The following is a 20836-nucleotide window of genomic DNA, read 5'->3' on the forward strand; positions in this document are numbered from 1 at the left end:
GGACAGACTCCTGCCCGGAACGCTGCGGCGTACAGCATCCCTGCTCGTGATGCACTATGCCCCCGCGACAGCGATCGGCGACGACAGTGCACCGAGCCGAGCATCCAGCGCGATGAGTGATTCGGCATCGACCTCCACCTTCATCGCCGCCACCTCGAGCAGAGTCATCGCCCCGGCCATGTGTGCCATGTACGGGTTGTCGAGGAAGGGGAGCACGTCGAGGACCGTCGCCTTCACCGCGTCGTCCGCGAACAGCTCGCCGATCGTCGCCGTCGCGACCACGGAGTGCTCGCCCAGGACCGCGACCGTCGGCGCGGCCGCCAGCCCGCGCTGCACCTGCTCCCACTGGGCTTCGACGAGCAGATGCTCGGCCGTCACCTCGCCATGTGCCGGTAGCCCGAGACGTTCGAACTGCTCCGGCGGTGCGTCGCTCGCGCGCATCTGCTCCACGAGCATCGTCGCCATCCGCAGTTCCAGCGCTTCGTCGCGCAGCGGGTGATCCTGCTGCGGATCCTCCTGCAGATCGAACAGCAACGTGCCGTACGACCACGGGCTGCCGAAGGCGAATCCGGGGACTTTGAGCACCGGAGCGCCCTTCGTGAAAGAGAACCCGGGATGCAGTTCCGCCTGCGCGAGCTCCGACGGAGCGAAGCGTCCTCCCATGTGCGTCGGCATGAGCGTGTAGTCGAACAGCGGAGAGTTGGACTCGTCCGCGCAGGCACGCATGTACACGTACCGCCCGTCCGTGACGTTGACGTGTCCGCCCGCGTTCCCGAAGAGCCCGGCACTGCGGACCGGCTCGTCGGAGCGCACCGTCTGCGCGAGAGCGCGTCCCTGCATGTCGGGGGTTGCCGGAATGCCGAAGAACTCCAGCAGCGTCGGACCGAGATCGATCGTCTGCACCAGCGCCGCACGCCGCTCCCCCGCAACCCCCGAGCGCGGATCCCACACGAAGAGCGGGATGTGGATGTTCTCATCGAACCACGGCTGCACGTTCTTCCCCCACCAGTTGTGCTCGCCGAGGAGCAGGCCGTGGTCGGTGCAGACGATGAGCATCGTGTCGTCCCACATATCGTTCTCGTCCATGAAGTCGAGCACGCGTCCGAGCGAGTTGTCGCACATCGTCACCAGTGCCATGTACTCGTTGCGCAGCTGCTCGACCTCGGCGTCGTCCTCGATCACCCGACGATAGGCGGGCCAGTCGAAGTTCGGGCCCTCGTAGCCGGAGTCGTACAGCCGCCGGTACTGCTCGTAGCTGAAGAAGGGTTCGTGGGGGTCGAACGCCTCGATCTGGAGGTACCAGTCGTCGGCGTCGACGTTCGTGCGCAGGAATTCCATGCCGGCGTCGAACGTGAGCGTCTGCGGGTGATCCGCCTCATCCTGCAGATGCGTGCGATTGACCCAGTCCTGTCGCCAGACCTTGTCGCTGCGGTTGACCACGTTGTCGGGGATGTCAGGGTCGGCGACCTGCCCCTTCCAAGCATCGCCTTCCTGTCCGCGGAAGAACTCGAACGTGGAGAAGCGCCCGTGATACGTCGCACCGCCGTCGCCCCAGTAGTGCCGGTTATCGGTGACCAGGTGCGTATAGACCCCCGCGCCACGGAGCATCTCGGGCACGGAGTCATCGAACGGCTCGAGCGGCCCCCAGGAGCGGTGCAGGAAGTTGTAGCGTCCGGTGTGCATTTCGCGGCGGGCGGGTACACACGGCATCGAGCCGGCGTAGCAGTTGTCGAAGGTCGCCGTGCGCTCCGTGAGTCGGGAGAAGTTCGGCGCGACGACCTGATCGGCACCGTAGGGAGGCAGCAGCTTCCGGTTGAGGGTGTCGTACATGACCATGATGGCTTTCATCGTTGCTTCTCCTTGCGTGCATCGTCGCCCGAGAGGCTCGGGCGAGCGGTCGTCGTGTCAGTCATCGGCGTCGTCCTCCGCCCACCAGCGCACCGACATGACCTTGGGGTCGAGGCTGATGCGCTGAACGGCACGTTCGAGCACCCCCGCATCCGCGTTCGAGCTGGCGAGCAGGTCGGCATGGACGACCACGCGCGAGTTCTTGCCGCTCGAGGAGCGGAGTGAGCGGAGGGTGAGCTCCGGGCGGCTGACCGCCTGCAGGACGAGGGCTCGCACCCGTTGCTCGCTCTTGTCGTTCGTCTTCGCCTCGAGCATGTACTCGATCGGCTGCAGCGGACCGTCATCGTCCTCGGCGCTCTCCCCGTCGGGCGAGCGGCGACGGCTGTTGACGAGTCTGCTCACGGGGCGCATGACCGTGTTCGCGCCGATGATGAAGGCGGCGCCCACGATCGCGAGGATGTAGAGACCTGCCCCAGCGAGGGATCCGATCGCCGCGGCGCACCAGAGCGTCGCCGCCGTGTTCAGCCCGCGGATGTTCAACCCCTCGCGAAGGATCACCCCCGCGCCGAGGAACCCGATGCCGGAGACCACCTGGGCGGCGACCCTGGTCGGATCGGCCGTGACTCCGTCGAACCCATAGGCACCGAGCACCACGAACAGCGCCGAACCGCCCGAGACGAGCGCATTCGTGCGGATACCCGCCATCCGCGATCGCCACTGCCGCTCCAGGCCGATCGCCGCGCCGAGCAGGATCGCCGCGGCGATACGCAGCGCCAGATCGAGCGTCTCCATCGTCAGTTGCATGAGCGCGCCTCGGTCATACGGCCTCGATCATGGCCTGTGCCTCGGACTCGAGGATGCGACGCCGCTCAGCGCGACGCTCCTGCTGCTCCGCCGGATGCGGCACCGGTGCCGCCATCAGCAGACGACGGGTGTACGCATGCTCGGGGTCGGCTGTGACGGTCTCTCCTCGTCCGAACTCCACGATGTCCCCCCGGTACATCACAGCGACGCGGTGGCTGACGTGTCGCACGACGGCCAGGTCGTGCGACACGAACAGCAGGGCGACGCCGGTGCGTTCCTGGATCTCGACGAAGAGGTCGAGCACCCGAGCCTGGGTCGAGAGGTCGAGTGCGGAGACGGGCTCATCGCACACGATCAGCTTGGGCTGCAGTGCCAGAGCACGCGCGATCGCGACACGCTGACGTTGACCGCCGGAGAATTCACGGGGCAGTCGATTGCCGGCATCCTCGGGAAGCCCCACCTGCGTGAGAAGCTCGGTGACGCGTTCTCTCGCGATCTCCCGACGAATGCCTTGCGCCCGCAGCGGCTCGGCGAGGATGTCCTCGATGCGCAGAGCCGGATTCAGCGATCCGTAGGGATCCTGGAACACGACCTGGATGTCGCGGGCCAGCTGTCGGCGCTGGGAGCGGTCCGCGCTGGTGATGTCCGCTCCCTCGAAGCGGATGGCACCTCCGGTGATCGGCGCGAGACCGAGGATCGCTCGGCCGAGTGTCGTCTTGCCCGACCCCGATTCGCCGACGAGACCGACGGTCTCACCGGGACGGACGTCGATCGAGACGCCATGCAGGATCTCGACGGGTTCCCGGCGCCATCCCTTGCGCGGGTAGGCGACACGGAGATCGGAGACTTCCAACAGCGGATCGGTCACAGTGCGACCTCCTTCGGGGTGGGCTCGGAAGCTCCGTCAGCGCCCTCGTAGTCCGGCCGTGCCGGGCCGCCGTCGAGGATCGAACCGAGGAGCATCTTGGTGTACGCGTGCTGAGGATCGTCGAAGATCCGCGCGACGGGCCCTGCCTCGACGACACGTCCGGTCTGCATCACGACGACGCGGTCGCAGAGGTCGGCCACGACGCCGAAGTTGTGCGTGACGAGCATCATGGCCATACCGCGCTCCGATTGGAGGTCGCGCAGGATGTCGAGGATCTCGGCCTGCACCGTGACGTCCAGCGCGGTCGTCGGTTCGTCGGCGATGATCAGATCCGGTTCCCCGGCGATCGCTCCGGCGATGAGCACACGCTGCGCCATGCCGCCGGAGATCTCGTGCGGATAGGCATCGAACACGCGCTTCGGGTCCGAGATGCCCACCCTCGCCAGCAGCGCCAGCGCTCGTTCCTTCGCCTTCGCCTTGCTGAGCTTCGAGACGATCACGAGGGGCTCCATGAGCTGAGCGCCGATCCGATACGCGGGGTCGAGATTGCTCATCGGCTCCTGCGGGATGTAGGCGATGCGCGTGCCCCGGAGACGGGCCGCACCGGCGCGCGGGTCGAGTTCGGTCCCTTCGAAGAGGATGCGTCCACCGGTCACCCGTCCGCCGGTCGGCAGCAAGCCCAGGATCGAGAAGGCCGTCTGCGACTTGCCCGATCCCGACTCCCCCACCACGCCGACGACCTCGCCGGGGCGGACGGAGAAGGAGACCGACTCGACGACGGATTTCACCTCCCCCTCACGCGACGGGTATCCCACCGACAGGTCCTCGACCTGCAAGAGGGCGCCTGCGTCCGCGGAGTCGTCGGTGAGCACGGGCTCGTCGACCGTCTTCACCGCGGTCGTCGAGACGGTCGCGGCGGGCGTCGCCGCGGTCAGGGCCGCATCCGTGCCCTCGAGCGCATCGCGCACCGCGTTGCCGAGGAGCACACAGGCTGCGACGAACAGACCGATCGCGAGGCCGGGCCAGATCAGCATGGTCGGCGACTTGTACATGGCAGCGAAGGCATCCTGCAGCATGCCGCCCCACGTCGGAGTGTTCGGGTCGCCGAGGCCGATGAATTCCAGGCCGGCCTGGATCACGACGGCGATGCCCGCCACGAACGCAGCCTGGATGATGATCGGCGCCCGCACCGCGAAGAGCACGTGCCGTCCGATGATCGCGGCGTCGGAGAGCCCCGAGACGCGGGCGGCATCCACGTAGAGCTCGTTCTTGACGCCCATGACGAGGTTGCGAACCAGACGGTAGAACTGCGGCGCGACCATCACCCCGAGGACGGCCATGGTCACGAGGGTGTTCGGTCCGATCACGGCGAACAGCGCGACGAGGACGATCTTGCTCGGCAGGACCAGCACGAGGTCGGAGACCCATCCCGCCGCGAGATCGAACGTCTTGCCGAAGTATCCCGAGATCAGACCGACGCTCACACCGAGCAGCACGGCGATGATCACCGTGACCGCGGCCCCCGCGAGCGTGAGCTGACCGGCGACGAGGAGACGACTGAACACGTCCCGCCCCGAGGCGTCGGCGCCGAGCAGGTGACCGTCGGTGCCGGGCGGCACGTTCGCGGCCGTGATGTCGACGTAGGCGGGGTCGAAGGGGGCGATCAGGGGCGCGGCCACGCTGATCAGCACGATGAGGACGATCGTGACGAGGGAGGCGGCACCGAGCGGGTTGCGCAGAACCGCACGCATCACGCTGGGCCTGTCGCGACGGCGTGCGGTCACGATCGCCTGGGTTGTGGGAATGGTCATTGCACACGCACCTTCGGGCTCGCCCAGCCGTTGACCAGGTCGATGAGGAGATTGACGACGATCACGACGACGGCCATCGTCATGACCACGGCCATCACGATGGGGATGTCGCCGCGCAGGGTGGCGTTGAGCGCCAGCATGCCGAGGCCGGGGATAGCGAAGACCTTTTCGATCACGACGGAACCGCCGACCATTGCGATGAACTGGAGACTGAGCACCGTCATCGCCGGACCGAGTGAGTTGCGCAGGATGTGGTTGGTGATCACTCGGCGCTCCGGGAGGCCCCGCGAGCGGAGGGTGCGGACGAAGTCCTGCCGAGACACGTCGAGCACCGATCCGCGGATCTGCTGTGCGGCTCCGGCGATTCCTCCGATCGTGATCGCGATCACGGGGAGGGTGATGGAGAGCAGCCATCCGCTGACGCTCTCCTTCGGTTGCACGTAGCCGGTGGCGGGGAACAGCGGGATGCTGATCGCGAGGGTGAGCACGAGGACGAGCGCGACCCAGAAGTTGGGAAGGGCGACGCCTACGACGGACACGACCTGGACCACCTTGTCGACCCAGCCACGGCGGATGGCGGCGACGACGCCGAGGACGACGCTGATGACGGCGACCGCGATGAGCGAGACGACCACGATCGACAGCGTCACGCCGAGACGCGAGACGACGGCGTCTGTGACCGATTCGGCGGTGAACCACGAGCGCCCGAAGTCGCCCCTGATCATGTGCGTGAACCACTCGCCGTACTGCACCAGCAGCGGCTGATCGATGCCGAGCTCCGCGGCCTTGGCGTCGACCTGATCCTGCGTGGCTTCGGGGCCGAGAATGCTCCGGGCGATGTCGGCGCCGCCCGCGTACATCAACGCGAAAGCGACGAAAGAGATCGCGACGACGAGCACGATGCCCGCCAGGAGGCGTCTCATGAGGAATGTCAGCACGTTCGACTCCTTCAGGGTGCGGGGCCGGCCGGAGCCGGCCCCGCACCGGCTCATCCTGCGGGCGCGTAGCTCGACAGGTAGGGGACGTTGCTTCCGAGTTGCATCTGCGTGGTCGTTCCCGCGTCGGTCAGCTGGATCACCGAAGTGAAGAGCCAGATGCCGAACCAGGCGTTCTCCGTGATGTACTCGTTCACGGCCTGGTAGGCGGCGGTCTGCTCCTCCCCGGTCGTGGCCTGAACCTCGGACAGGAGAGCATCCAACTCCGGTGTCGTCGTGTGCAGCGGGTTCCACGCTCCGTCCGGCGAGATCATCTTGAAGATGTCGCGCCAGGGGTGCCCCGAGCTGGATCCGAAGGAGGCGATGGCGTACGTGCCGCCGAGGAGGTCGCTCACGAGGTTCTCGGAGGCCACCTTGTCCCAGGTCACGGTGATGCCGACGTCAGCGAGCTGCTGCGTGATGTAGGGCTGCGTCAGGTCTCCCTTGACCTCGGGCATCGTGATGTCGAACCCATCGGGGTAGCCGGCTTCCGCCAGCAGCTCCTTCGCCTTCTCCGGGTCATACGGATAGGCGCCGTCGAGGTCGCCGACGTAGGCCGGGCTGTCCGGGTTGAAGATCTGCTGGGACTGCGCGCCGTTGCCGCCGTAGATGTTCTTCACGATCGCTTCGCCGTCGATCGCGTAGTTGAGCGCCTGGCGCACCCGGACGTCACCGAGGGCGGGCACCTGCGCTCCGTCGCGGTCGAAGATGATGAGGCCGAGCCACGTGACCTGTGCTTCGTTGATCGTGAGCCCCGCGGACTCCGCTTCCTTGAGCACACTGGCGTCGACGTCGGTGGTGTTGACCTGTCCGGACTTGATGGCGTTGAGCCGCGCGGTGATGTCCTCCATCGGCTTGACGACGATCTTGTCGTAGGGGTAAGCGTCCGGGTTCCAGTAGTCGGGATTGCGCACGTAGCTGTACTGGCTGCCGCGGATGGTTCCGTCGGCATCGAGCAGGTAGGGGCCGGAGCCGACCGGAGTCGTCGCGAACGACTCGGTACCGAAAGCCTCCGGTGAAGCCATCGCACCCGCCACCAGCGAGAGGTAGTAGGTGAAGGCGGGGTCCGGCGCACTGAGGTGGATCTCGACGGTCAGGTCGTCGACGACGACGACCTCATCCACGAGCCCGACCATGTAGACGGCCACACCCGTCCCGGACTGGAGGTGCTCGATGTTGGCCTTCACGACATCGGCGGTGAAGGGTGTGCCGTCGCTGAAGGTGATGCCGTCACGCAGCTGAAGGGTGAGAACCGTGTTGTCCTCGTTGTAGGTGAACTCCTCCGCCATGTTCGGCTGGATCTCCCCGGTGGGGGTGTAGCGAAGGAGGGTGTCGTAGACCGGCTGCCAGTACTGCACCTGGAATCCGGTGTCGAGTTGGCCGGTGTCGAACGACGCGACATCCTGGCGGGCCGCGACCGTCAGGGTCTGCCCGCCTCCGCCGGATTCGGATCCGCCTTCCGAACCACCGCCTCCACCGCATCCGGCGAGCACGAGTGCCGCGCTCACCGCGACGGCGACACCGCCCGCGAGTTTCTTCCATGACGATCGCATAGGACCTCCTTGTCGACATGCTGCTGTGTATGGGACGGGTTGTGCGTCCGTCTTGGCGATAAAATTACCGTGCACTTGGTCGGTTTATCAATACCCAATCTCATTAAGTTTTCGACGGACCCCCGTCCCTGCCCGCTCCCCGCGCGCCGCTCGCTAGTCTGAGGGCACCGCGAAAGGACGTTTCATGACAGCCGCTTCGGAACCGAGGGCACCCCGCAAACGCCGGAACCCCAAGGGGGAAGCCCGACGGGAGAACATCCTCGACATCGCGAGTGAGATCTTCTCCGAGGGCGGCTACCACTCCGCATCGATCGCGGACATCGCGGCGAGAGCGGGTATCTCACAAGCCGGGTTGCTGCATCACTTCCCGTCGAAGCCCGAACTCCTCCTGGCGGTGCTCAATGCACGGGATGCCGACGCTATCCGCCGCTTGCGAGAGGGCGGGCTCACCGGTGTCGCCTATCTCAACAGCTACCTGCACACCCTGAAGGAACACGAGTCCGACCTCGCCCTGGTGCAGCTCAACGCGATGATCTCCGCGGAAGCGCTCGCCGAGACCCACCCCGCGCACGACTACTTCGTCGAGCAGCATCGGCTGAGGCTCGACGAGTTCACCCGCAGCATCGCCGAAACGTTCGACTTCGACGCGATGCCCACGGGAGTCACCGCCGAGACGGTCGCCCGCTGGGCCATAGCCCTCGCAGAGGGAATGCGACTTCAAGTCCTCTACGAGGAGGAAGGGCGCGCGAACCGCTCCGACACCCTGACGCTCTTCTTCGAGACCCTGCGTCCGTATCTGAAGGACCCCCGGCCGATCTCAGCCGATCAGGTCACCGAGGCCGCAGCCGCCGAATGACCGTCGTCCGCGTCGAGGACGACGCGGGCTGATCACGCGAAAGCCCCCGGCCCGCCGCTCGAGGGGAGCTGCGGGCCGGGGGCTTCGTGGTGGTCGACGAGGGATGACGCCGACGGACAGGGTCCTAGAAGTCCCAGTCGTCGTCTTCCGTGGCCTCGGCCTTGCCGATGACGTACGACGAGCCCGACCCCGAGAAGAAGTCGTGGTTCTCGTCGGCGTTCGGCGAGAGCGCCGACAGGATCGCCGGGTTCACGTTCGTGACGCTGGACGGGAACATCGCCTCGTAGCCCAGGTTCATGAGGGCCTTGTTCGCGTTGTAGTGCAGGAACTTCTTCACGTCCTCGGTCAGACCGACGCCGTCGTAGAGGTCCTGCGTGTACTGCACCTCGTTGTCGTAGAGCTCGTACATCAGCGAGAACGTGTAGTCCTTGAGCTCGTCACGACGCTCCTGGGTCTCGTTCTCGAGCCCCTTCTGGAACTTGTAGCCGATGTAGTACCCGTGCACGGCCTCGTCACGGATGATGAGGCGGATCAGGTCGGCCGTGTTCGTCAGCTTCGCCTTCGACGACCAGTAGATCGGCAGGTAGAAGCCCGAATAGAAGAGGAACGACTCCAGCAGGGTGGAGGCCACCTTGCGCTTGAGCGGGTCATCGCCCTGGTAGTAGTCCATGATGATCTGAGCCTTCTTCTGAAGGTTCGGATTCTCGGTCGACCACCGGAACGCCTCGTCGATCTCCTTCGTCGACGCGAGCGTCGAGAAGATCGAGGAGTAGCTCTTCGCGTGCACCGACTCCATGAACGCGATGTTCGTGTACACGGCCTCTTCGTGCGGCGTGATCGCGTCGGGGATCAGCGACACCGCACCCACGGTGCCCTGGATCGTGTCGAGCAGCGTCAGACCGGTGAACACCCGCATGGTGAGCAGCTGCTCGTCGGGGGTGAGCGTGTTCCACGACTGCACGTCGTTCGACAGCGGCACCTTCTCCGGCAGCCAGAAGTTGTTCACCAGACGGTTCCAGACCTCGAGGTCCTTGTCGTCCTGGATGCGGTTCCAGTTGATCGCCTGCACGCTGGAGACCAGCTTGAGTCTTTCAGGGGTCATGTTCTTCGTCGTTTCTCGGGTTTCAGCCGCGTTCTCGGGTCGACAGGTTCTCAGGTCAGAGCATGCACGAGACGCACTCGGCCATGTCGGTGCCCTCGAGCGCCAGCTGACGCAGACGGATGTAGTAGATCGTCTTGATGCCCTTGCGCCACGCGTAGATCTGCGCCTTGTTGATGTCGCGCGTGGTGGCGGTGTCCTTGAAGAACAGCGTCAGCGACAGCCCCTGATCGACGTGCTGGGTGGCCGCCGCGTACGTGTCGATGACCTTCTCGTAGCCGATCTCGTATGCATCCTGGTAGTACTCCAGGTTGTCGTTCGTCATGAACGCCGCCGGGTAGTACACGCGACCGAGCTTGCCTTCCTTGCGGATCTCGATTTTCGACGCGATCGGGTGGATCGACGACGTGGAGTTGTTGATGTACGAGATCGAGCCCGTGGGCGGTACCGCCTGCAGGTTCTGGTTGTAGATGCCGTGCTTCTGGATCGATGCCTTCAGCTCGACCCAGTCCTCCTGCGTCGGGATGTGCTTGCCGGCGAAGAGCTCCTTGACCTTCTCGGTCGCGGGCACCCACGCCTGATCGATGTACTTGTCGAAGAACTCCCCCGACGCGTACTTCGAGTCCTCGAACCCGTCGAACGTCGTACCGCGCTCGATCGCGAGGTTGTTCGAGGCACGCAGCGCGTGGAACAGCACCGTGTAGAAGTAGATGTTCGTGAAGTCGATGCCCTCTTCCGAGCCGTAGTGCACGTGCTCGCGAGCGAGGTAGCCGTGCAGGTTCATCTGGCCGAGGCCGATCGCGTGCGAACGGTCGTTGCCGTCCTCGATCGAGCGCACCGAGCCGATGTGGCTCTGGTCGCTGACCGCGGTGAGCGCGCGGATCGCCGTCTCGACGGTCTGGCCGAGGTCGTCGGCATCCATCGACAGCGCGATGTTCATCGAGCCGAGGTTGCAGGAGATGTCCTTGCCGATGTTGTCGTACGACAGGTCGTCGTTGTACGTGGTCGGCGTGTTCACCTGCAGGATCTCGCTGCAGAGGTTGGACATGTTGATCCGACCCTTGATCGGGTTGGCCTTGTTCACCGTGTCCTCGAACATGACGTACGGGTAGCCGGACTCGAACTGGATCTCGGCGACGGTCTGGAAGAACTCGCGCGCGTTGATCTTGGTCTTCTTGATGCGCGGGTCGTCGACCATCTCGCGGTACTTCTCGGTGACCGAGATGTCGCCGAAGGGCACGCCGTAGACCTTCTCGACGTCGTACGGCGAGAACAGGTACATGTCTTCGTCGTTCTTCGCGAGTTCGAACGTGATGTCGGGGACGACGACGCCCAGCGACAGGGTCTTGATGCGGATCTTCTCGTCGGCGTTCTCACGCTTCGTGTCGAGGAATCGCATGATGTCGGGGTGGTGCGCGTTGAGGTACACCGCTCCCGCACCCTGACGGGCACCGAGCTGGTTGGCGTAGCTGAAGCTGTCTTCGAGCAGCTTCATCACGGGGATGATTCCGGACGACTGGTTCTCGATCTGCTTGATCGGCGCACCCGACTCGCGGATGTTCGACAGCAGCAGTGCCACGCCGCCACCGCGCTTGGACAGCTGCAGCGCAGAGTTGATGCCGCGGGCGATGGACTCCATGTTGTCCTCGATGCGCAGCAGGAAGCAGCTGACGAGCTCACCGCGCTGCGCCTTGCCCGCGTTGAGGAACGTCGGGGTGGCCGGCTGGAAGCGACCGGAGATGATCTCCTCGACGAGGGCGACGGCGAGCTTCTCGTCGCCGTCCGCGAGGCCGAGGGCGGTCATCACGACGCGGTCCTCGAAGCGCTCGAGGTAGCGCTTGCCGTCGAAGGTCTTGAGCGTGTAGCTCGTGTAGTACTTGAACGCACCCAGGAACGTCTCGAAGCGGAACTTCTTGCCGTAGGCGAGGTCGTTGAGCTTCTGGATGAACTCCATCGAGTACTTCTCGATGACGGCACCCTCGTAGTACTCCTTCTCCACGAGGTAGTCCAGGCGCTCCTTGAGCGAGTGGAAGAACACCGTGTTCTGGTTCACGTGCTGCAGGAAGTACTCCCGCGCGGCCCGCTTGTCGGCGTCGAACTGGATCTTCCCGTTCGCGTCGTACAGGTTGAGCATCGCGTTGAGGGCGTGATAGTCGAGTCCCTCGTAGGAGGGGTTCGCCTTGAATGCCACTGTCTCGGTCACTGAAGCTGCCACCGTCGTTCCAATCCGTCGCTCACGCGATCCACATCGTCCTGTGTGCCGAAGATCTCGAGCCGATACAAGTGAGGCACGTGGCACTTGCGGCTGATGATGTCACCGGCGAGGCAGAAGGCATCGCCGAAGTTGGTGTTGCCCGCGGAGATCACACCGCGGAGGTGACGCCGGTTGCGCTCGTCGTTGAGAAACCGGATCACCTGCTTGGGAACGGCGCCCTTCTCGACGCCTCGTCCCGCGCCCCCGCCATAGGTGGGGGTGACCAGCACGAAGGGCTCGTCGATGACGAGGTCTTCTTCGTTCCGGTGGAGGGGGATTCGTCGGGCGGGGAGCCCGAGCTTCTCGACGAACCGCGCGGTGTTACCCGACACGCTCGAGAAGTAGATCAGGAGCGGCGCTGCGGTCGCGACGGCGCTCATGGGAGGTCACGCCAGACGAGAGGCGAGCTCGTCGATCTTGTCGGGACGGAAGCCCGACCAGTGGCCCTCGTCGGTGACGACGACAGGCGCCTGCAGGTAGCCGAGCGCCTTGACCTGCTCGAGGGCCGTCGGGTCCTCGGAAAGGTCGAGAACCTCGTACTCGATGCCCTTGGCATCCAGGGCACGGTAGGTCGCGTTGCACTGAACGCAGGAAGGCTTGGTGTAGACCGTGATCGACATCTTTTCGTAACCCCTCAAATCTCTGGCCTGCTTCTCATCAGGCTGTTTCCCGGTAGACCCCCTGCCGGGACTTCAATACTACATATGGGGACCGACATTGGGGGCGACCACAAGGGGTAGTAGTTACATCCGTGTAGTTATCCACCGTTCTCCACGGCCTCAACACAGGTTCTCCACCGTTTCCTCCACAGGCGAAGGCCCCGTCCTGAGGGGCGCGAACCGCGTGAAATCGCGGCTGGGAAGCCCCTGTGAACGATCCATCCACAGGGGGCACCGTACGCCGGTCCTCGGACATTCGGATTCCTGTGGAATTCGTCGTTCGGCGTGTCGCGGCGTGTCGCCGCACGAGCGCTTCCACGACCGCCTCCGAGGCCCGGTACCGTTGTCTCGTGGCGGGATATCGGGATCTTCTTCGCACGCCTGGTGTGGCGCGCATGATCGCGGCTCAGCTGACCGCGCGCTTCCCCAACGGCATGATGTCGCTGGCGATCCTGCTGCACGTCGAGCAGCAGACCGGGTCGTACGGATCGGCCGGACTCGTCCTCGCGGCGACCAGCGTCGGTCAGGCCGTCGCAGGTCCCGTCACGAGTCGGTGGATGGGCGCCTGGGGGATGCGGCGGGTGCTCACCCTGACGCTCGCCGTGTGCGTCGTCGCGGTGCTCGGCCTCGCGGTCCTTCCCCTCGATGTGCCCGGCTACATGGCCCTCGGGATGGTCGCCGGGCTGTCCACCCCACCGGTCCAGGCCGCGGTCCGCACGATCTACCCGAAGCTCGTCAACTCCTCCCACCTCACTCCGCTGTTCTCCCTCGACGCATCGCTGCAGGAGATCATCTGGGTGCTGGCGCCGGTCGTCATCACGCTCGTGTCCACCCAGGTCGGGACCACGGAGGGCCTTCTGCTCGTCGCGATCGTCCTCGTCGCCGGTGGAGCCTGGTTCATCCTCTCCCCCGAAGTCGGACGCGTGCGCATCCCGCGCAGCCGCCATGCACTGGGCAAGGTCGTCCTCAAGCCGCCGGTTCTGCTGGCGACGGTGATCGGCTTCCTGCTGATCGGCGCCTGTGCCGCCGTGGAGGTGGGCGTGGTGGCCACCTTCGAACACGGAAGCCTGGCGGCCGGACTCATCCTCGCCGTGTTCTCGGCCGGGAGCCTGGCGGGCGGCCTGGCGTTCGGGCACATCCCCATCGGCCCCTGGGCCATGGCGCGCCGTCTGCTGATCGTCACGATCGGACTCGGCCTGACGATGGTCATGCTCAACGTGTTCTGGCTCGGCGGCACCCTGATCCTCGCGGGCATCGGCATCGCCCCCGCCCTCGCCGTCCTCTTCGCCATCACCACCGCGAGTGTGAAGTTCAGCGAGACCGCGGAGGCGTTCGGCTGGGCCGGCACCGGCCAGCTGATCGGCGCGGCCGCCGGTTCCGCCGTCGCCGGCTTCCTCGTCGATGTCAGCGACTGGCGAGGCGCGTACCTCGCCGCCACGATCTTCGCGGCGGTCGGGCTGATCGTCTCCGTCGTCTTCGTCCGTTCCTTCCCTGATCTGCGTCATCGCGACGCGAGCCCGCATCCCGACACCGAACCCTTGGCGGTCACTCCTTCATGAACTCCCCTTCCACTCCGAGCTCCGCCCCCGAGATCGTCTGCGTCGGCGAGTCCATGGTGTTGATCACCCCGACCGACGCCGGACTCGCCGATGCCGCACAGGCGACGCTCGATCTCGCCGGCGCGGAGGCGAATGTGTCCGTCGGCGTCGCCGCCAGCGGACACCGCGCCGCCTGGGCCTCGCGACTCGGGGCGGACCCGATGGGCGACCGGATCACCTCGGAGCTCGAACGTCGTGGCGTGGAGCTGTGGATCGAACGCGACGAGGACTCCCCGACCGGAGTCATGTTCAAGGACCCGGGCGTCGAGACGTCGACCGTCTACTACTACCGCCGAGGATCGGCCGCCTCGCTCATGGAACCCGGCTTCCTGGCGCCGTCACGGCTTGAGGGTGTGCGCATCGTGCACACGACCGGGATCACCCCCGCCCTCTCCGCGTCCTGCCGGGAGATGACCGATCGGCTCTTCATCGATGCCCGTACGGCGGGCGCTCTCGTGTCCTTCGACGTGAACGACCGCCGTCAGCTGTGGAGCAGGGAAGACGCGGCCGAGACCCTCGCCCGCCTGGCCGACGCCGCCGACATCGCTTTCGTCGGGCGCGACGAGGCGGAGCGCATCTGGGGGACGGTCTCACCTGCCGAGATCCGTGCGTTCCTGCCGAACTGCGGCCTGCTGGTCGTCAAGGACGGCGACGTGGGGGCAACCGCCTTCGAGGGCGAGTCCGAGCCGGTGTTCGTCCCCGCCCCGGTGGTCGAGGTCGTCGAGCCGGTCGGGGCCGGAGACGCCTTCGCCTCCGGCTTCCTGAGTGCGACCCTCGACGGCGACGACCTCGCCACGTGCCTCTCCGCGGGTCATGCCGCAGCCGAGCGCGTTCTGACGATCGCGGCCGACCTGCCACCTCTGGTTCCGCGCGGCTGACCGCGCCCCCTCCGGTCGTAGGCTGGTGCCATGCCCGCACCGCTCACCCTGCCTCGCATCGCCTGGGGCTCCCCCGCGGCCCCTCGGCGGGCCCTCCTGGTCCACGGTCTCGGTTCCTCCGGCGCTCTGATGTGGCGCCTCGGCGATGCTCTCGCCACGGCAGGCTGGCATGCGACGGCCGTCGACCTCCGCGGACACGGCGACGCCCCGCGGTCCCTCGATTACAGCGTCGCCGCCTACGGTGCCGATCTCGCGGCGACACAGCCCGATGACGGCGGCCCCTGGGACGCGGTCATCGGCCATTCGCTCGGAGGTGCCGCCAGCACGGTCGCCGCGGCAGCCGCTCCGGAGTGGACGCGGCGCCTGGTCCTGATCGATCCCGCGATCCACGTCGACGGGCGCGATGCCGCCATCGTCAGGAAGAGCCAGGAGCGCGCGTTCGCGGACACACGACTCGAGGTCGTGCAGGAGGAGCATCCGCACTGGCACCCGCAGGATCACGAGCTCAAGGTCGACGCGGTACGGCGCGCAAGCGCATGGGCGGTGGAGCAGACCAGCGCCCAGAATCAGCCGTGGGACGTGCGAGCCGATTCCGCGCGCCTCACGGTGCCGACCCATGTGATCGGCGCAGACCCCGCCGTCTACAGCATCTTCGCGGGTGCCCTCGCGAAGGAGGTCCTCGCGGCGAACCCACTGATCACCCTGTCCGTCGTCGAGGGTGCCGGACATTCCCTGCACCGCGACCGCCCCGACGAATCCATCCGGCAGCTTCTGGAGGCACTGGCATGAACGACTTCGATCCCACGACCTTCCTGCCCGACGACCTCCTCGACCGCATCCGCGAACGCGCTCCGATCCACGACCGCGAGAACACCTTCCCCCAACAGGACCTCGAGGAACTGCGCGACGCGGGCTACCTGTCGATCCTGGTGCCGACGGAACGCGGCGGCGCGGGGCTCGGTCTCGCCGAGGCCGCGATCCTGCAGCAGCGCCTCGCGGGCGCCGCACCGGCGACGGCCCTCGCGATCAACATGCACCTGGTGTGGACCGGCGTCGCGAAGGTCTTCTCCGATCGCGGGGTCCCCGGCCTGGAGTTCGTGCAGGACGGCGCGGTCGCGGGCGAGGTCTTCGCCTTCGGCATCAGCGAAGGAGGCAACGACCTGGTCCTGTTCGGCAGCGACACCGACGCGGTGCCGGACGGCGACGGGGGCTATGCGTTCACCGGAACCAAGATCTTCACCTCCCTCGCTCCGGTGTGGACGCGACTCGGCCTGCACGGACTCGACACCACGAGCGCCGATGCCCCGCAGCTCGTGTTCGCCTTCATCGACCGGACGGATGCGGTGACGACGTCCGACGACTGGGACACGCTGGGCATGCGGGCCACGCAGAGCCGCACCACGCGACTGGACGGCGCCGTGGCGGAGGCCGATCACGTGGTGCGCCGCATCCCGCCCGGGCCCAGCCCCGACCCCATCGTGTTCGGCATCTTCTCGGTGTTCGAGATCCTGCTGGCCTCGGTCTACACCGGCATCGCGCACCGTGCCCTCGAGCTCGCGGTCGCGACCGCGCAGAAGCGGCACTCCAAGAAGACCGGCGCGGCATACAGCCAGGATCCCGACATCCGCTGGCGCATCGCCGACATGTCGATCGCCTACGACGCGCTCCCTCCCCAGATCGCCGCACTCGCCCGTGACGTCGACGACCGCGTCGATCACGGGGCGCGCTGGTTCCCCCTGCTGTCCGGCGTCAAGCACCGCGCGATCACGATGGCGAAGCAGGTCGTGGACGAGGCGATGCTGGTCGCGGGCGGCGGCTCCTACTTCTCGGCGAACGAGCTGTCGCGGCTCTACCGGGACGTCCTGGCCGGCGCGTTCCACCCGTCCGACCCGGAATCCGCGCACTCCACTGCGGCGAGCGCGTTGCTGGGACCGATCGAAAGCTGAGCCTGGACAGCCGATTCCGCCGAGATTCGCCCTCAATACGGCGGAATCGGTTGCCAGAGGCGCACTCGAGTGCGAAGATCGCACCATGGGTTCGGTGAAGAAGCATCCCCCTCTCGATGCGATCTCCAAGACGATCATCGAGTTGCTCCAAGAAGACGGCCGTCGCTCCTACTCCGACATCGGACGTGTCGTCGGGTTGAGCGAGGCTGCCGTACGTCAGCGGGTGCAGCGGCTCACCGAGTCCGGCGTGATGCAAATCGTCGCCGTGACCGACCCCATGCAGCTCGGCTTCCCGCGCCAGGCCCTGATCGGCATCCGCGTCTCCGGCGACACGCGCCACGTCGCCGAGGCCGTCGCAGCGATCGATGCGGTCGACTACGTGGTCATCACGGTCGGCTCCTTCGACGTGCTCGCCGAGGTCGTCTGCGAGGACGACGACGACCTGCTGGCACTGATCAACGACACCATCCGGCCGATCGACGGAGTCCTCTCCACCGAGACCTTCATCTACGCGAAGCTGCAGAAGCAGCTCTACAACTGGGGGACCAGATGAACACCGCCCGCACCGCTCCCTCGGAGTCCGCACTGCAGACGATGGCGAAGGACCATCTGTGGATGCACTTCACCCGCCAGTCGACGATGGCCGAGTCCGGTGTGCCGATCATCGTGAAAGGCGAAGGCCACCGGATCTGGGATGCGAAGGGCAAGGAGTACTTCGACGGGCTCGCCGGCCTGTTCGTCGTGAACGCCGGGCACGGTCGACGTCGGCTGGCCGAGGCGGCTGCCGCACAGGCATCGGAACTGTCGTTCTTCCCGCTGTGGTCGTATGCCCACCCGGCGGCGATCGAGCTGGCCGACCGTCTCGCCGACGAGGCGCCCGGTGACCTCAACCGCGTCTTCTTCTCGACGGGTGGCGGCGAGGCGGTCGAGACCGCGTTCAAGCTGGCCAAGCACTACTGGAAGCTGCAGGGGAAGCCCACCAAGCACAAGGTCATCTCGCGCGCGGTCGCCTACCACGGCACTCCGCAGGGAGCGCTGGCGATCACCGGTATCCCGGCGATGAAGTCGATGTTCGAGCCGGTCACGCCCGGAGGCTTCCGCGTGCCCAACACGAACTTCTACCGCGCGGCCGAGATGGGAGGACCCGCCGACGACCTCGAAGCCTTCGGCCGGTGGGCGGCCGATCGCATCGAGGAGATGATCCTGTTCGAGGGGGCCGACACGGTCGCCGCGGTCTTCCTGGAGCCGGTGCAGAACTCCGGCGGGTGCTTCCCTCCCCCTCCCGGCTACTTCGCCCGGGTGCGCGAGATCTGCGACCGCCACGATGTCCTGCTCGTCTCGGACGAGGTGATCTGCGCGTTCGGTCGCCTCGGCCACACGTTCGCCTGCACGGGGCTCGGGTATGTGCCCGACATGATCACCTGTGCCAAGGGGATGACGAGCGGGTACTCCCCGATCGGCGCGACGATCATCAGCGACCGGATCTACGAGCCGTTCTCGCACGGCGACGTCTCTTTCCCGCACGGCTACACGTTCGGCGGGCACCCCGTCTCGGCTGCGGTCGCGCTGGAGAACCTCGCGATCTTCGACGAGGAGGGACTCAACGCCCACGTGCGCGAGAACTCACCGCTCTTCCGCGCCGAGCTCGAGAAGCTGCTCGACCTGCCGCTGGTCGGCGACGTGCGCGGGGACGGCTACTTCTTCGGCATCGAACTCGTCAAGGACAAGGGCACGAAGGAGACCTTCGATGATGCCGAGTCCGAGCGCCTGCTGCGCGGCTTCCTCTCCCCCGCATTGTTCGAGGCCGGTCTGTACTGCCGCGCCGACGACCGCGGCGACCCCGTCATCCAGCTCGCACCTCCGCTCACGGTGGGCCCTTCGGAGTTCCGTCAGATCGAGCAGATCCTCCGGGACGTGCTGACCCGCGCGCAGTCCGCACTGTAGACCCCGTCCTGTCGTCGAGCCCCGTCCTGTCGTCGAGCCCCCGTCCTGTCGTCGAGACCCCGTCCTGTCGTCGAGACCCCCGGTGGTTCACGCGACCTGGCGGGGGCCTCGACGCGGAGAGGGGGTCTCGGCACCAGAGTGAGAGGGACGGCGCGTTCAACCGTGCGCAGCGCTCCGCCGCGCGGTGAGGGCGAGGTGCAGCGCCGCGAGGATCTCCCCGTCGTCGAGGTCGGCACCCAGAAGCTCGGCGATCAGGGTGAGGCGCTGGTAGAAGACGGACCGGGATAGATGGCTCGCTGCCGCCGCTGCTGACCGGTTGCCGGGGTGTGCGACGAGCGCCGCCAGCACATCCACGAGGTCGCCGCGGCGCTCCCGGTCATGCTCGACGAGCGGCGCGAGCATCCGTTCGCTGTGCTCGTGAAGCCGATGATCGTCCCGCAACGAAGCGACGAGCCGTTCGAGGGGACGGTCCTCGACCCTGCGCACACGAGGACCGGCACCCGGATGATCCCCCGCCGCAAGGTCTCGGGCGATGCGGAGGGAGGCGAGGAGTCCGAGGACGTCTTCCGCGGACGGACCGACGAACACCGTGCGGTCGGGGCCCACGATGCGCGAGATCATGGCGTCGGTGAAGGGTACGGATGCCGGCGCCGAGAGCAGCGCGACATCGTGGGAGTCCACGCGGGCCGCGACCACCGCGCACCCCGCCTGACGCGCCCGATAGGCGAGCTCACTCGCCGATACCACCCCGTGCGCGACGATGCCGTGGCAGTGATGCCCGTCGAACACGAAGCCACCGGCGGCGAGACGGGCGGCGATGTCGGCGGGGCTCGCGAACCGCGCTCCGAGCAGGTCGTCGATGAGTCCGCTCTGCGCCAGGATCGACCACTCGGCGTCGCCCCCGTCGGCGAGGCACCCGAAGGCCAGCGCCGTCGCCCCCTGTTCGAGCACCGTGAGTCGCCCGGCCGGGTGCGCGGGACCCTGCAGCGCTGACAGGGTCCCCCAACGCACCCCTCGCGCCTGCACGGGCACCGACTCCCCGTCATCGGCGAGCCGCGCGAGCACCTCGACGACGGGCACGCGAAGAGGTTCGACGGCGATCACCTCGTGCGCGAGATTCTGCAGCACCACCGGAGACCCCAGTGCCCGCGCGGTCTCCGCGACCACCACGTCGGCCGGAGCGCCCTGGAGGCTGAGCGCCGTGAAGAGTTCGTGCAGGCGCTGACGCTCGGAGAGGGCGTCGGTCTGCGCGGAGATCAGCGCTCGATGCACGGCCTCGGTCACGGCCACGAACTTGACCTCGCTCGTCAGCACGATCAGCGCGAGTCCGGTCTCGGCGCACTCATCAGCCACCGCATCCGGCACCCGGGCATGCGAGACGCCGAGTTCCAGGACGATCCCCGCGATGCCCGCGCGACGCAGCCCCCGGACGAAAGCCCTCTGCTCGTCCGCCTCCTCCGGCCACCCTGCGCCCGTGCTCAGCAGCAGTTCGCCGCCGTCGAGCAGCCGGGCGACACCGGCGCTGTCGGAGACGTGAGCCCAGCGCACTTCGGCGTCGAGTGCGGCCCCACCGACGAGGACTTCCGGCGCCCCGGCCTGCACCACCGGCTCCGCGAGGACCTCGGCGACCGTGAGCAGGGCGGTGGCACGGATCGGACGATCTGTCCGATCCGACCCGAAGTCCTGACGGTCTGACATCACAATTGTCCCCCAGACTCTGTGAACATTGAGAAACACCAGCGTA

At 66.8% G+C, this 20836-nt stretch carries 18 protein-coding genes; 7 read left to right on the forward strand and 11 right to left on the reverse strand.

The features are described 5' to 3' along the window. Positions 1–54: 54 nt before the first annotated feature. Genes LVJ59_RS15860 through LVJ59_RS15885 form a run of 6 tightly spaced genes read right to left on the reverse strand, consistent with a single transcriptional unit; the run spans position 55 to position 7858 of the window. Positions 55–1848 carry a sulfatase gene (locus LVJ59_RS15860; RefSeq protein ID WP_232763748.1) on the reverse strand — a complete coding sequence of 598 codons (1794 nt, stop codon included), beginning with the start codon at positions 1846–1848 and terminating at the stop codon, positions 55–57. Between the two features lie 57 nt (positions 1849–1905). Then, the gene (locus tag LVJ59_RS15865) at positions 1906–2652 is read right to left on the reverse strand and encodes an MgtC/SapB family protein (protein WP_232763749.1); all 747 of its coding nucleotides are present in this window, start codon (positions 2650–2652) and stop codon (positions 1906–1908) included. A 13-nt stretch (positions 2653–2665) separates the two neighbouring features. Next, entirely contained in the window at positions 2666–3520 is an 855-nt protein-coding gene (locus tag LVJ59_RS15870) for a dipeptide/oligopeptide/nickel ABC transporter ATP-binding protein (RefSeq protein ID WP_232763750.1), read from the reverse strand. Beyond that, positions 3517–5331, reverse strand: a complete 1815-nt coding sequence (locus LVJ59_RS15875; RefSeq protein WP_232763751.1) for a dipeptide/oligopeptide/nickel ABC transporter permease/ATP-binding protein — start codon at positions 5329–5331, stop codon at positions 3517–3519. The genes LVJ59_RS15870 and LVJ59_RS15875 overlap by 4 nt, the downstream gene beginning before the upstream one ends. Further along, positions 5328–6269: an ABC transporter permease gene (locus LVJ59_RS15880; RefSeq protein ID WP_134351862.1), complete on the reverse strand. Its 942-nt coding sequence runs from the start codon at positions 6267–6269 to the stop codon at positions 5328–5330. The genes LVJ59_RS15875 and LVJ59_RS15880 overlap by 4 nt, the downstream gene beginning before the upstream one ends. A 50-nt stretch (positions 6270–6319) precedes the next feature. Then, entirely contained in the window at positions 6320–7858 is a 1539-nt protein-coding gene (locus LVJ59_RS15885) for an ABC transporter substrate-binding protein (protein ID WP_232763752.1), read from the reverse strand. A 184-nt stretch (positions 7859–8042) separates the two neighbouring features. Here LVJ59_RS15885 and LVJ59_RS15890 point away from each other — a divergent pair, with 184 nt between their 5' ends. Beyond that, positions 8043–8714 (forward strand): TetR/AcrR family transcriptional regulator, encoded by a 672-nt coding sequence (locus tag LVJ59_RS15890; protein WP_232763753.1) that lies wholly within the window; start codon positions 8043–8045, stop codon positions 8712–8714. 124 nt (positions 8715–8838) lie between these two features. On the opposite strand, the gene nrdF is transcribed toward LVJ59_RS15890, so the two are convergent. The 4 genes from nrdF to nrdH are packed head-to-tail and all read right to left on the reverse strand — an operon-like array spanning position 8839 to position 12687. Next, positions 8839–9816: a class 1b ribonucleoside-diphosphate reductase subunit beta gene (gene nrdF, locus LVJ59_RS15895; protein WP_017828866.1), complete on the reverse strand. Its 978-nt coding sequence runs from the start codon at positions 9814–9816 to the stop codon at positions 8839–8841. 55 nt (positions 9817–9871) lie between these two features. Continuing rightward, the gene (nrdE, locus tag LVJ59_RS15900; protein WP_047519077.1) at positions 9872–12016 is read right to left on the reverse strand and encodes a class 1b ribonucleoside-diphosphate reductase subunit alpha; all 2145 of its coding nucleotides are present in this window, start codon (positions 12014–12016) and stop codon (positions 9872–9874) included. Next, a complete protein-coding gene (gene nrdI, locus LVJ59_RS15905) occupies positions 12013–12447 on the reverse strand; it encodes a class Ib ribonucleoside-diphosphate reductase assembly flavoprotein NrdI (protein WP_131491526.1) in 435 nt (144 codons plus the stop codon). Before nrdI ends, nrdE begins: the two co-directional genes overlap by 4 nt. Before the next feature lie 6 nt (positions 12448–12453). After that, entirely contained in the window at positions 12454–12687 is a 234-nt protein-coding gene (gene nrdH / locus LVJ59_RS15910) for a glutaredoxin-like protein NrdH (protein WP_047519073.1), read from the reverse strand. 434 nt (positions 12688–13121) lie between these two features. Here nrdH and LVJ59_RS15915 point away from each other — a divergent pair, with 434 nt between their 5' ends. The 6 genes from LVJ59_RS15915 to LVJ59_RS15940 all read left to right on the forward strand — a co-directional run bounded on the left by LVJ59_RS15915 (position 13122) and on the right by LVJ59_RS15940 (position 19092). Continuing rightward, positions 13122–14285, forward strand: coding sequence for an MFS transporter (locus LVJ59_RS15915; protein WP_052193221.1), 1164 nt, complete (start codon positions 13122–13124; stop codon positions 14283–14285). Beyond that, positions 14282–15202, forward strand: a complete 921-nt coding sequence (locus tag LVJ59_RS15920; protein WP_232763754.1) for a sugar kinase — start codon at positions 14282–14284, stop codon at positions 15200–15202. Before LVJ59_RS15915 ends, LVJ59_RS15920 begins: the two co-directional genes overlap by 4 nt. 30 nt (positions 15203–15232) lie before the next feature. Continuing rightward, positions 15233–15991, forward strand: a complete 759-nt coding sequence (locus tag LVJ59_RS15925; protein WP_232763755.1) for an alpha/beta fold hydrolase — start codon at positions 15233–15235, stop codon at positions 15989–15991. Continuing rightward, complete coding sequence (locus tag LVJ59_RS15930) at positions 15988–17148, forward strand: acyl-CoA dehydrogenase family protein (protein ID WP_232763756.1); 1161 nt, start codon at positions 15988–15990, stop codon at positions 17146–17148. The genes LVJ59_RS15925 and LVJ59_RS15930 overlap by 4 nt, the downstream gene beginning before the upstream one ends. 85 nt (positions 17149–17233) lie before the next feature. Further along, complete coding sequence (locus tag LVJ59_RS15935; RefSeq protein WP_047519065.1) at positions 17234–17701, forward strand: Lrp/AsnC family transcriptional regulator; 468 nt, start codon at positions 17234–17236, stop codon at positions 17699–17701. Beyond that, positions 17698–19092: an aspartate aminotransferase family protein gene (locus LVJ59_RS15940; protein WP_232763757.1), complete on the forward strand. Its 1395-nt coding sequence runs from the start codon at positions 17698–17700 to the stop codon at positions 19090–19092. Before LVJ59_RS15935 ends, LVJ59_RS15940 begins: the two co-directional genes overlap by 4 nt. A 156-nt stretch (positions 19093–19248) precedes the next feature. Here LVJ59_RS15940 and LVJ59_RS15945 read toward each other — a convergent pair whose 3' ends face one another. Beyond that, positions 19249–20790 carry a PucR family transcriptional regulator gene (locus tag LVJ59_RS15945; protein ID WP_232763758.1) on the reverse strand — a complete coding sequence of 514 codons (1542 nt, stop codon included), beginning with the start codon at positions 20788–20790 and terminating at the stop codon, positions 19249–19251. Positions 20791–20836 lie beyond the last annotated feature (46 nt).

It is taken from the genome of Microbacterium sp. KKR3/1, assembly GCF_021272365.1.
Lineage (GTDB): Bacteria > Actinomycetota > Actinomycetes > Actinomycetales > Microbacteriaceae > Microbacterium > Microbacterium aurugineum.